Genomic DNA, 12,308 nt, shown 5'->3' with positions numbered 1-12,308 from the left:
ACTGACACCGGACAACTCTGCCCATACACGATGACCACGCTGTCCAAAGGCGGACTCCCAATAGGCAGTGCCTGTCAGACGCGGCTCCTTAGCATCATACGTATCAAGGTTACGGTTGCCTTTTGGAACTTCACTGTCCTTTGCCAGCTTGTCCGCTTGATACGCCTTAGTATTAGGTTTCTGTTCGTCAGGCCACGAATTCGCTATTGCTTCTTCTCTCCCAAGGGTCACCCCTTGAAACTTGCAAGTCGCTATGGGGTTCGTTGGCAACTACGCCCCGTGTGGGCTTTCACCACAGATGTATAACATGCCCATCATACAAAGATAAGGCGTATCTGGACATCCAGGTACGCCTTTATTTTTATCCTAAAGCTAGTTCAATGAAGAGTGTCACTAAAATCGGCACACTAAAGTCGCAGACAAAGCCATGGTAAATAGCAGGCACCAAGTACTCCTTACCCGAGGCGTTGAGAATGGCTGGAAGTGTCACATCCATCGTCGTAGCCCCGCCAGCAGCAATAGGTGCAAGAGGACCAAGGTATTTTACCAAGAGCGGAGCCAAAAGGAGTGTCAAGAGCTCACGAAACACATTGGAAAAGAGGGCGATAGCACCTAGCGTAATCCCCAGCTTCTCCGTAATAAGGATACTCGAAAGAGAGTAGTAAGCCAACCCTTGCGATACCGCCAGCATCTCATAGAGCGATTGTCCAAGGAGCAAAGCAGCCACCACCCCACCACACATACTTCCAATGATTGTCAGAAAAGGCAACACCAGTAGACGAGGAGATAGCTGCCTAAATCCCCTGATCGTATCACGATCATTTTCCACACTCAAGCCAACTAAAAACAGGAGCAGATAGAGCAGATAATTCCCTAGATCCGACTCCACAATAGCGTCAGGAACTAAATCAATACCCCCCACGGCGAGCCCGAGGAGAAAGGAACCGAGCAATATAAGATTAGACTTCATACCTCCCGATTCTTTTTAGGACGCCCAAAGAGCCACGCCATCAGTACACTACCTGCAGTAGAGCACAAAGCTACCACCAGAGCAATCCCTACCACCACCAGTATATTGGCCATCTCACTCTGCGAGTGTGCCACCTCCAGCCCCAGCACAAAGAGTAGCAGACAGATCACCACCATCAAAGCAGTGCTAAGCCCCCTAATCCGTCGCCTCCTCAAGAACCAACCACATACCACCCCCAGTAAAATACAACTAAATAGCTTCCACATCTCCTCACTCTCCAATATCAATAGCTTCCCCTTGCAAATCTACCAAAGATTACCCTACCCTCCGCAACCCCATCCAGCCTTTCCTAAAACGCCAGAGGTCTACACCCCACTGTTAGGATACTATCTTGTGGAAAGTGGTGGTAGCCGAAATAAGTATGGTTCCTTGTGGCAGGACAAATGTGTCGCCACAAGGGATCATAACTATTAGGATACAGCAAAGTACTTAACGAGGAGAGAGCCGCTTGATACTCTTTGCCGCCTCGTGCGAAACGAGCTGTGAAGAATCACCAAGCAAGGTAGAAAGCTGCTCTTTGATTTCTGTAGCTTTGCACGAATAATTATACCAGCCTAGTGCCTCAATACTAGCTACTCTCACCGGCTCGCTATTGGAGGCGTCAAGAGCAATCTTGATCAAGGCTTCAGCTACCCTCGCATCTGGAGAGTTACGACAGCTACGTATCGCAAATAGCTGTTCTTTCACAGACTTCGCATCTTTGCTCCGAGGCAATAGCTCCTGTAGGAGACGCTCCCGTACACTCTCAGCTGCCTGCATATCAGAGAGCAGCTTCTCCACCTGACTTGTAGAATATATAGGTGTGCGTGCCACGATGCTACGAAGCTCTTGAGAGAGCCTGTTACCATCCATCATTTTGAGAGCACCGCTCTGCTTGAATACGATTCGCTTACAGTGGCTATCCTGCAACAAACTTTCTACTAGCGCTGGTGCCAATGCGTCCGAACCATTCTTTCCTAAGAGCTCAACGCTCATCCTCCGAATAAGTTCGTAGCTATCATGCACCCCCTCCTTGAGCACCTCCACGAAGTTGGCATCATTTATCTCACTCAATAGCTTCAGTGCTTCTGTCCGTACAATCAGACTATTTGAGGTACGATAGGCATTGAGGAGCAGATCCGACACTTGTGGGTAATCCATTCGGTATAGCATCTTGAGTGCCAAAGCCTGCAAATCTCCCGATGGCACACGTAGCTGTTGCAACCAGTAATTGGCATCCCTAGCTCTTAGCACCACTTGCTGGCTAAGGTTACTTGGCACTAGCTGGCTATCCGATACGAACCTAAAGGTTGGGTCACCGATAAGGTGCGTTTCAAGGTACATTACCTGCTGATGCCACGAGCCCAACCGCATCCCATTTGCGAGGAGCCCAAGCAGCTCATCTGGCCACTTATCTTGGATAACATTGACAGAATTGGCTTGGACTGCAAGAGTAGTTCCTTCATTAAAGATATACTCTGCCGAAATATTTTCATCAAGATGAAATGAGCCGTTATAGCATGCATCGAGCATCACAAATCTCGCCGCTGGGGCAATGGCACGGAGGTCATCAATATAGATATCAAGACTTCTATTGAATAGAGAGTCGGCTGCTTCCTTCTCGGGAGTAAAGGTATCACTGATCCAAGAGATGGGGATATCTAGCTCCTTAGCAACCCTCTGGATCGCTTCATTAGGAGTCTCCCCTTTCCTTAGTCGCCTAGCTCTAGCACGTGCAAATAGCATTATATTCTCCTTAGAGATATCCACACTGCTCCCCTCTCGATATCCATTGATGTATTGATTTTGGGGGGCTCCGTGATGATGAAAGAGCATCACATCGAGATCAGGCTGCTGCACCTCGGTTAGGTAGTAGTACTTTGCGGGGAACTTATCATCATAGTCGATGGCCTTAAAGCGCCCAGTGGGCAGAAACACACCCTCCAGTTGCTCCCTTAGTGCGATTTGCTCTCCTGCCCACGCCTGCTTAGACTCCGAGTTGTAACCATGACCACGAGCCATAGTAAGGTGGTCAAGCTTATTCCGAGAGTGGTTAGTTCGCTCCCTCACCACCTTTTGTAGATACTTCGTCAATGCCTGGTACTTCGTCTCACCCTCTCTATCATAGGGTCGGATACGTGCCGAATAGATATCGGCCTCTATCCTTTGTGCCCCTTCGCTCGAAAGGGAGTAGAAAAAGAGACCCGGTTTTGCCCCATCATACGGCAGTGGTACAAACTTTAGCCCAAAGCAATCATAGAAACGATCACTGGGCACACTTGAGCGCTCCCAAGGATACCTATTGGGATCCATCTTGAATGCCGATGTGAGATGATGAGCATCTCGGATCATCGCTACAGGTATATCCCCGATCAAGACACACCCCTCAAGTGGAGAGGAGGGGTCTTGATGAAGCTGTTGGAGAAGTGCTCTGATCTCATCAGGGCTACTCCAGTCATGAATAAGGAGATAGGTGCCAAGCCCATCTTGCTCCACCACATCTCGATAGGCATCAACTGCTGCCTTGGCGTTAGCATAGCTCTTACTATCTATCACAATGGCAAATGAAGTGGGAGTGACCACCCTTGGGGTCTCCACCACCTGTGCCATAAGTGATAGTGCACTAATCAATAGGGCGATTATGCCCAATAATATTCTATTGTACTTCATGTTGTAGGTGTTATAAGTGTTAGAAAAAACAGCCCAAAGAACAAAGTGCAGAGGTACGGCCACCTAGACTTGAATTCAATGGGTGAGTATACCCCAATCTTGCCTTGAGGTATAGCATTGCACGGCTAGAGGATACTGGCTTTTGAGCATAGGAGATAGAAAGAGCCCCCTTCCACAGGTCCGCCACCATATAGTGATAGTCGGGCAGAGTGATATGCTCAGCCACAAATGAATTTACATACTGCCCATTGAGCTCTATATTAGAGTCAAATGCCCAAAGACGCCCTCCAGTAAGGGAAAGGTCGAGAGTGGGGGTAGAAGGGCTATCAAATACAATTACCTTACGCACCTCCCCCATAATCGATGCCATTGAATACCCATACTCCGAGTGGGGAAGAAGGTACTCCGCCGAAGTTTGAGTAACAGCTCCTTTCAAGCCCAACAACCACTCGTAGGGGTGCTGACTATTCCACGACCATTGATAGGAAGCCTCTAAGTGATTGCGGTGCTTCAAATACCTACCGCTACGAGACAGCTCAATATAGCCTTTAAAGGCTTCTGTATTATCATACTTTACGATGTACTGTATTCCTTTGTGCTTACTCACATCGTAACGCAGAGAGAGAGTATGCTGTGACGGGCTCTCCTTACTCTGAAGAGTGAAACCCACAAAAGAGGCATCTGCAAGGAGAGAACCGGTACGCTGAGGGACGGTAAAGCTAATCTCTGCATCTTCTACAGAGCTCTCAAAACCAAGATAAAACAAGGTACGCCAATCAGTATCAATATTGTACTGTAACTCACCTCCCACACTATTTCGGATGTAATTAGTAACCCGCCCAGAACCGATACGTGCCGTAGCACCTCCCATTCCGAACATCTCATAATAGGGTTGCTCCACATATATATTGATGTTTTGCATCCGGCTCTCCTCTTTGTACGACGCATACTTTAGGAGGAGTGAAAGCTGTGTTTCCTTATTGAAAAAGAGTAGGAGTGATGGCTGTAAATAGAGGGACATCGCATTATTATGTGATCTCACATCCCGTTGCTTGGCACCCTGCTCCGCCGAATAGCCAGCTGCTAGCCCAAAAGATAGGAGGCGATGATATACAGGAGTACCTGCCTTGAACTCTAGCTGATAGAGTTGATTTCTCCAATCACTATGATTTTCATCGGCCACAAAGTATGGGAGGTCACGATAGGGGCGAATCAGTGAAGCATTGTATCCCACTTCTTTAGCGATCTCTCTATCGTACTGAAATCTTCCCCAAAGGTGGTAACCATTCAACTGTACTGCCCCTTCTGCCATTGCCGAAAGGTCGTACAGCTTTTTGCCCTCCATTGCTCTGTGGTAGTCGCCCTTTTGCAATGCTCCTGACAAGCCGACTACGGTGTACCTTTGAGCTTTCTCCAGTACCATCCCTGCTGCATTATTGCGCATGGCAGATAGCTGCTCGCCCTTCAACTTATCCAATGAAGAGAGGCTATTTACCTCTTGAGCTATAAGGGCATTGGCACACGATAGGAATAGAAGTAGGCACAATATTTGATATCGCTTATGATTGTAGCTCATTTTATTAGTTGTTATTTTTTAATGAATGGTTCCATGCTGGCATTTTTGCTCCATATCTCCGAAGCATCGGTGTAACACCTCTATCAAAGTCATTGGTGCTATTATTGGTATCTTGCAAGAGAGGGGTACCATCGGGCCGCTGCCCTACTTTCTTTCGAGCCACACCCTGCCCGATGTAAGTATTACCGACATAGGTAATCCCCGCATCTATAAAGCTCGGCATACGCTTAGCATTGATCTTTGTTTCATTATCCACTGCCTCAACGCCATCTAACACATACTCTACAGGTATCTTGGCATAGATTGTGTTGCGCTTATTGCTCAGGTCTTTGGCTTGTAGTGACAAGTCATTGACTGGGTCGTAACTCTCCCCTTTTGGCACCTTGAAGAGCACATACGCACCTCCGAAAACAGTAGTCAAGTACTGCGGCACACGCCCCATTGCCTCCTTGCCATCATTAAAAATGTGGATCATATCATACGCCGGCTGGTCTGGGAATTTCTTATTAAACATATTGAATTCAAACTCCGAGCTACTACCATCAATGGGAGAATTAGGATTATAAATACTTAGCTGGTGATTGGCAGCGAATTGGGAAATAACACAGCTCTCACCTGGTTTCAGTGGATACTCCTCTCCTGTGCCTGGAAAGCGCCAAACGCGATCGGTATATAGATACTTTCCAGCATCCTCCTTAGGCCATATAGGCAACTTTGTAGTCGCAGTACCTGGATAAAGGACACAGAAGTAGAGACCGTCAAGGAAGCAGACCTCATCTGAATTATTATATATCTCATAGAACTGGTCTCTGAAATACCGCTTGGGTGAACCACAGTAGTATATTTCCTTGAACACAAGGGGACTCAAACGTCCGTTCAATACCTCCAGCTCTACACGCAACCCATCTTCCAGAAGAGGATAATTGAGCAGGCTACCATTGGGGTAAGAGACTTCACCATCAGCCCCTACCGTCTCACCAGAGATATTGATAGAGTAAATTCCAGGCAACACTCCCGATACTTTGGTCTCATGACCCGTCAATGGATAAGAATAAGCCACCTGCTCATATTCATTGATCAGCTCCACCTTTGCACCAGATGCCGAATCAAAGTCGGGGATAGCAGTATTCGCCACGATAGTCACTGAAATAGGCTGCACTAAGTCTGTGTTTCTAGCTTGTTCAAAGGAGTTACACCCCATAGAAAAGAGCATCAAGAGGGCTATCAATGGCAGCCACCCAAAGGGGTGATAAGTATATTTGGCATTCATCATACTATACTTTTACTTGATAATAATTGTCAACTCAATACCGTAGAAAAAGGCTTTATTTCGACTATAAAATGTACCTGGTCTTCGCTTTGATTCCACCCTTGGATAGCTTCTAAACATATTATTCGCAAAGAAAGAAAGCCGCATAAAGTCGCCAATCTCCTTGGTAAGGTTGAAGTTGAAATTATAGAGAGGTGGAAATAGCTCATCAATATACATACTATCATCTCTATTCCTCAAAAGAGATGAAAACTCAGGCTCCTTTGCACGTGACACATCAAAAGGATATATCTTACCATCTACCTTAGAGATATAGGCAACCGGGATAGTATCGTTACCCATCTGGTAGCGATCCAATTCACGCCATATAGCCTCTGCAGTGAGGGTCAGTACAAGGCCAAGCTCTGGGATGTTATGTGTAGCTCTGATAGAGCTAGTCACCTGTTCATAGATATGCTTTTCCATCCCTTTTTCATAGAGTGCGGTATGGGTACGGTGTGCTCCCGCTTCACTACTTCTACCATCATAGTACTCATAACCATTATTAAAGTTTTTGGACCAAGCCCATGCACCAGATAGCGAAATAGTAGTGCGGATAGCATCAATGCGCTTAAGTGCCAAGTCCCACTCCAGTCCCCTACGGTAAGAAGTCAAGTGGTTAGATGGGCTGTAGTAGGTAGCAAGCACGGGATTAGAGGCAGAGAGCTCAAAACGTGGGCCATCGGCCCCCGCCACACGCTTATACTCATTGTAGATAACTGGCTGGTGCTTTGGAGTAAGCGTATACCCATTATCCATACGCTCATCATAGGCAGTTACCATCAATTTTCCAATAGGTGTCTTAAGGTCAATGCCCACCTCGGCTTTACGATTTGTAGCAATCTCTAGCGACTTATTTTGGGTATCAAATACTCGGGTAGTAGTCATAAAAGCTTTATCCTCAAGGTCGCTAGCCATCTCATTTATATTAATGTACTCAAAGTAAGCACGCTCAGGATAGAGATAGAGGAGTGTAGGCATTTTGGCTGTTACTCCATAGGCACCTCTTATATAGAGCCAATTGGGGACTACTTCAATAGAGAGATTGGTACGTGGGGAGAGCTTTCCACCCACGAGAGATATTTGATCCCAGCGAAGACCCGCCTGCCAATTCACGAGGTGACGATCGGCTATCTTCCAACTAAAGTTTTCCTCAGCAAAGAGACCCAGCTCGTGCACAAAAGGGATCTCACGATAGGGACGAGGGCGAAATGTAGCATTATGGGCTGCAATATTACGAAATGGAGGAAACTCTGGTGAGAACTCCTTTCCACGCCCAATATTGCCATCGACTGAATAATTGAAGCCCAATAATATCCGGTGATTAGTAGCTCCTAACTTACCGAAAAATGTTGCCGTTGCGCTAGAGAAAAAACTCAGCTCACGCCCATATAGATCATAGCGACCTTTGTAATTAGAGGGGAGGTAGTGAGCATAGTGAGTCGGATCTACCCCATCATACTTGGTCAGTGGCTTTCCCGAAACATCGTAGAGCACCCTACCTGGCTGATTGGCAATAATGGCACCATCAACATCAGTCATAGAATATGGAGCCGTCGCAGAAGTATAGAGCTGGGTAAGGAAGCTATACTTATCATAATAACTGCCCGACACCACATACTTAATATTCTTCAGCCACCCCTTGTCAATGTTAATAGTACCATTGCTATTCATCGCAAATCTCAAGTTACGGCCATCCGACTCCAGCTCATTTGTGGCATCATCAGGGTTGCGATCTCGCTTATCGCGTCCATACCATAAATCCAGAGAGGTATTGGTACGCCATTTGCCATCAAAGAATGTATTCGAATAGAGAAGCTTACCAACCGCCCTAGTAAAGTAATTGTATGAAGAGATTGGCGAGCTAGTATTCCTCGCATATTCGCCACTCACATTGAGGGATCCTCCATTCTTATCAAAAGAAAAGCCCTTGTGAGCAGAGAAGTGGTAAAGATTGGGATTAGTACGTGCCTTGATCACTAAAGGGGCCCGGCCCGCCTTGGAGGTAATCAAGACAGCGCCTGAGGTAAGGTCGCCATGAGATACAGAGGGGACACCTCGTACCACCTCTACCGACTCCACACTCTCCAGAGAGAGCAGACGAGTATCAAAGCCACCCGCTGGAGAAGCGCCACCCGATAAAGTCGAGGTGCCTCCTCTTACAGAAGGATTCATCACCTGTAGATTGGCATTATTGGAGATAGGAGCTCCATCCTGCACAATAGCCGTTCCCAAAGCATTGATATTATCATCTCCACCTGCCGAGCGAATAGTCACCTGGCTTGCAGTAGAAAGGGAAGGATTAGTAGAAATACCACCAGGCAAGAGCGACATTAAGTCAGAAAGGCTCACCGCTTGTAGGTGCTCCATTGCCATTGTGGAGATTTTGGATGATGTGGATTGCCCCGCCTTACTGGACTGTGCAGTCACCACCACTTCCTTTAGCCTAAAATCCTCATCTCGCATCACAAAGTCGAGCCGCTGATCACCACTCACCACAAGAAGGGTATCAATGGTCACTTTGCCAATAAAGGAAACCGTTAGTCGCACCTTACCCGAAGGCACTTCCTTGATATGGTATGCACCATCTACAGAGGTTATCGCACCCATTCCATAAGCGGGAATCGAAACCGTAGCTCCAGGGAGAGGCTCCTTGACACCATTTGAGATTTCGTAAACCGTCCCGCTTAGATGATTCTTAGATTGTGCCCACACATTAGCCGGCAATAGAAGCATCAGAATAAGGAGGATTGGCATATAACGCCACGACACACTTCTAATCATATTTTACTAATTTAACGAATTGTTATTGTTTATTGCAAAGGTAATAAATTCCAGCAACTCTATTCTCCCCTATACTAGGTATATTGATTGGTAAAGGAGGGCGTGGGGATCGGAATAAAATGGTACCTTTGGGGAGAGGAAGGGGGAGGCGCGGAGAAAGCGTATGAAACGGCTTAAGATAGTAGCAGAGAGTTCGGTGCCCTATATCCAGGGAGTTGCGGAGGAGCTGGGGGAGGTGACCTACCTCCCCTCGGAGGAGTTTGCCCCGGAGGTGGTGAAGGAGGCGGATTGGCTGATTATTCGGAGTACCACGAAGTGCGGTCGAGCGCTTCTGGAGCACTCTCGGGTGCAGCTGATCACCTCGGCGACGATCGGTTTTGACCACATCGATACCCACTTCTGCCACCAGGCGGGCATCACTTGGTACAATGCCCCGGGCTGCAATGCCGAGGCGGTGGCACACTATTTTGCTACTGCCATAGCCATTAGAGCGGTGGAGTGTGGGTGGGATCCTCGTGGCAAGGTGATAGGGATTGTAGGGGTGGGCAACGTAGGGCGTAGGGTGGCACGAAATGCCCGGGCGCTGGGGATGGAGGTGCTCCTCAACGACCCCCCTAGGGCAAGGGCAGAGGGGTCGGCAGGCTTTGTCTCGCTCCAAGAGATAGCCACGAGGGCCGATATCATTGCTTTTCACGTACCACTTATTAAGGAGGGGGAGGATAAGACCGTGCACCTACTAGATGATAGGTTGGTAGATCTACTCCAAAGGAAACCGATCATCATGAATGCTTGTCGTGGTGCAGTGACCGATACCTCGGCCCTACTGAGGGGTTTGCGTGAAGGCAAAATCACAGACCTAGTGATGGACTGCTGGGAGGGGGAGCCAAATATCTCGCAAGAGCTACTGAAGCAGACTTGGCTAGGCACACCGCACATCGCTGGCTTCTCTGCTCAGGGGAAGGCCAATGGCGCGCGGACCTGCATAGAGCATGGTTTGGAGCACTTCGGACTAAAGCTCAGTAGCTCAGAGCCACTCTACCCAACCCCCTTGAGCGCTCCCCTACTACATCTCTCTAGTGACCAACCTCTATGGGAGGCACTCTTACAAACCTTTGGCATCAGAGGAGTGGACCGTACCCTTAGGGAGCGATCCCAAGAGTTTGAAACCCTTCGGCGAGAATACCACTACCCATACGAGCCCTCGGAGTACCAGCTCCGGAGATGTGAGATGGGGGAATGGGCAGAGGCAGCACAAGGAATTGGTTTTCAGATAATAGAGTAATGAAAATACTCCTCCTCAATACCTACCCGAGTGGGGGTGGTGCTGCAGTGGCGTGCCAGCGAACAATGGCACTCCTCTCACAGGCAGGGATGGAGGTACGTATGCTCACCATCACAGAGTTTGGTTGGCAACATCGGGTCAGTTTTCTTGCCGACTGCCTAGATACGCTCCGTACTGTCGGCTACCAACGCAAAAACCTCTTTCGCTTCTCCACCGCCCGCTATGGCCTGGACATTGCTCACCACCCATGGGTGGCGTGGGCGGAGGTAGTTCATATCCATTGGGTACAGCAAGGGTTTCTATCCGTCAAAGGTCTGGCAGAATTGCTCTCCATAAAAGGGAAACGGTTTTTCTGGACCCTCCACGACTTCTGGCCACTCACGGGCGGTTGCCATATCCCCTACTCCATAGGAGTAGATGGCGAGACCTCTTTTTGCCAAAGATTTACCGTGGGATGTGGAAGTTGTCCGCTTCTGGATAGCAAAAGCAAGCAGGACCATTCGAGTAGGCTTTTTCAGGCGAAAAAGGATCTTCCGCTTGAGCAAATACACCTCGTGGCGGTGAGTAATACGGTGGCGAAAGCAGCCGATGCCTCGCCCCTATTTAGGAAGAGTGCCATCACGGTGCTACACAATCCGATAGACCTGAAGCGGTTTTGCCCAAACACTGTCGAGGAGAAGGAGGAGAATAGTCTCTTACTCGTTGCCTCACGCATTGATGATCCCGTGAAAGGACCCGATTTATTAGTGCAAATGCTCCGAGAAGCAAAGGTACTCTCCGAAGAGTGGGCAAGCAGTGCAAGCATCACCTTGGTGGGGCAAATCAAAGATAAGTCTCTACTAGAGCAGATACCAATCCCCTACCGACATATCCCCCGAGCCGAGGGAGAGGAGCTGGTAAAGCTCTACCTAACGGCCTCCACCATCCTCTCCACCTCAAGATACGAGACGCTTGGGCAAACACTTGTGGAAGGCATCGCTTGTGGTACCCCTGCCATCGCCTTTGGCGTAGGTGGGATCCCCGATATCATTCGCCCGGAGAGTGGCAATGGTCAGCTCATTCAGCCATACGACACCACTGCCATGGCTCGTGCCGTGACACACACCCACTCCAAAAGATAGAAAGCAGATTGCCGACACCGTCCGCTCCTTCGGCATCGATGCCATCGCCCCCCAGTTGCTCCACCTCTACACCCTCTAATCCCCACCTATTCGGACTTTAGCAAAACTTTAGTTCTTAAATCTGCTTCACGCCTATTTCACCTGCTTGTAAGGGGTTCAATACTACAAAATAGAGCAGGTTTCAAAGCACCAAAACCGCCCTTCAGAACCCCTTGATATCCAACAACATATAAAACCGTCAACTGAGATGCAACTAAGCAATCGGTTAGTTGCATCTCAGCAAAAGTTTAGGGCGTATAGGTCAATTTGCAGGTTTTTTTGAAGAAGTTTTGTTCTATGGGTCAAATTGCAGGGTGCTTTTTGATGGTGAAGCAGAATTCTCTCGTTACCTTTACAAGGCACTATGAAGCGTAGTGGAGCTCTGCTGGGGAGCAACTCCATGAGGAATAGTAGTGTAACAGATGACAAGCATGAGCAGGATTTGCCCTCAGTTAGGGTAGATCCTGCTTTTCTTTCATGCTTAGAGTCTTGTTCCATGCCAAGAAAAACCCACAAAT

General features: G+C 48.2%; 8 protein-coding genes. 2 read left to right on the top strand and 6 right to left on the bottom strand.

Annotated features, from left to right (window positions below; translation table 11 throughout):
* Positions 1-361 precede the first annotated feature (361 nt).
* From B088_RS07420 to B088_RS07395, 6 genes are all read right to left on the bottom strand, one after another.
* On the bottom strand, positions 362-970 hold the full coding sequence (locus B088_RS07420) for a LysO family transporter (protein ID WP_018107787.1): 609 nt from the start codon (positions 968-970) through the stop codon (positions 362-364).
* Positions 967-1,236: a LysO family transporter gene (locus tag B088_RS08495; RefSeq protein WP_155802367.1), complete on the bottom strand. Its 270-nt coding sequence runs from the start codon at positions 1,234-1,236 to the stop codon at positions 967-969. Before B088_RS08495 ends, B088_RS07420 begins: the two co-directional genes overlap by 4 nt.
* Before the next feature lie 223 nt (positions 1,237-1,459).
* Positions 1,460-3,679, bottom strand: coding sequence for a HEAT repeat domain-containing protein (locus tag B088_RS07410; RefSeq protein WP_018107785.1), 2,220 nt, complete (start codon positions 3,677-3,679; stop codon positions 1,460-1,462).
* Positions 3,680-3,698: 19 nt separating this feature from the next.
* Positions 3,699-5,156, bottom strand: coding sequence for a DUF6850 family outer membrane beta-barrel protein (locus B088_RS07405; RefSeq protein ID WP_245546738.1), 1,458 nt, complete (start codon positions 5,154-5,156; stop codon positions 3,699-3,701).
* A 103-nt stretch (positions 5,157-5,259) separates the two neighbouring features.
* Positions 5,260-6,528 (bottom strand): DUF4876 domain-containing protein, encoded by a 1,269-nt coding sequence (locus B088_RS07400; RefSeq protein ID WP_018107783.1) that lies wholly within the window; start codon positions 6,526-6,528, stop codon positions 5,260-5,262.
* A gap of 9 nt (positions 6,529-6,537) precedes the next feature.
* Complete coding sequence (locus B088_RS07395) at positions 6,538-9,321, bottom strand: TonB-dependent receptor (RefSeq protein WP_155802365.1); 2,784 nt, start codon at positions 9,319-9,321, stop codon at positions 6,538-6,540.
* Positions 9,322-9,511: 190 nt separating this feature from the next.
* Here B088_RS07395 and B088_RS07390 point away from each other — a divergent pair, with 190 nt between their 5' ends.
* Together B088_RS07390 and B088_RS07385 are read left to right on the top strand one after the other, a co-directional pair.
* Entirely contained in the window at positions 9,512-10,630 is a 1,119-nt protein-coding gene (locus tag B088_RS07390) for a 4-phosphoerythronate dehydrogenase (protein ID WP_018107781.1), read from the top strand.
* Positions 10,630-11,751, top strand: a complete 1,122-nt coding sequence (locus B088_RS07385) for a glycosyltransferase (protein WP_018107780.1) — start codon at positions 10,630-10,632, stop codon at positions 11,749-11,751. Before B088_RS07390 ends, B088_RS07385 begins: the two co-directional genes overlap by 1 nt.
* Positions 11,752-12,308: the final 557 nt, after the last annotated feature.

The sequence above is a fragment of the Porphyromonas bennonis DSM 23058 = JCM 16335 genome (assembly GCF_000375645.1).
GTDB lineage: Bacteria > Bacteroidota > Bacteroidia > Bacteroidales > Porphyromonadaceae > Porphyromonas_A > Porphyromonas_A bennonis.
Note: the sequence above shows the minus strand (reverse complement) of the source record. Positions and strands in the feature narration are given on the sequence as shown.

Bases quoted from the DNA above. Each gene is read 5' to 3' on its own strand.
- B088_RS07390 (WP_018107781.1), top strand. From the start codon at position 9,512: ATGAAACGGCTTAAGATAGTAGCAGAGAGTTCGGTGCCCTATATCCAG.
- B088_RS08495 (WP_155802367.1), bottom strand. From the start codon at position 1,236: ATGTGGAAGCTATTTAGTTGTATTTTACTGGGGGTGGTATGTGGTTGG.
- B088_RS07410 (WP_018107785.1), bottom strand. From the start codon at position 3,679: ATGAAGTACAATAGAATATTATTGGGCATAATCGCCCTATTGATTAGT.
- B088_RS07400 (WP_018107783.1), bottom strand. From the start codon at position 6,528: ATGATGAATGCCAAATATACTTATCACCCCTTTGGGTGGCTGCCATTG.
- B088_RS07385 (WP_018107780.1), top strand. From the start codon at position 10,630: ATGAAAATACTCCTCCTCAATACCTACCCGAGTGGGGGTGGTGCTGCA.
- B088_RS07395 (WP_155802365.1), bottom strand. From the start codon at position 9,321: ATGCCAATCCTCCTTATTCTGATGCTTCTATTGCCGGCTAATGTGTGG.
- B088_RS07420 (WP_018107787.1), bottom strand. From the start codon at position 970: ATGAAGTCTAATCTTATATTGCTCGGTTCCTTTCTCCTCGGGCTCGCC.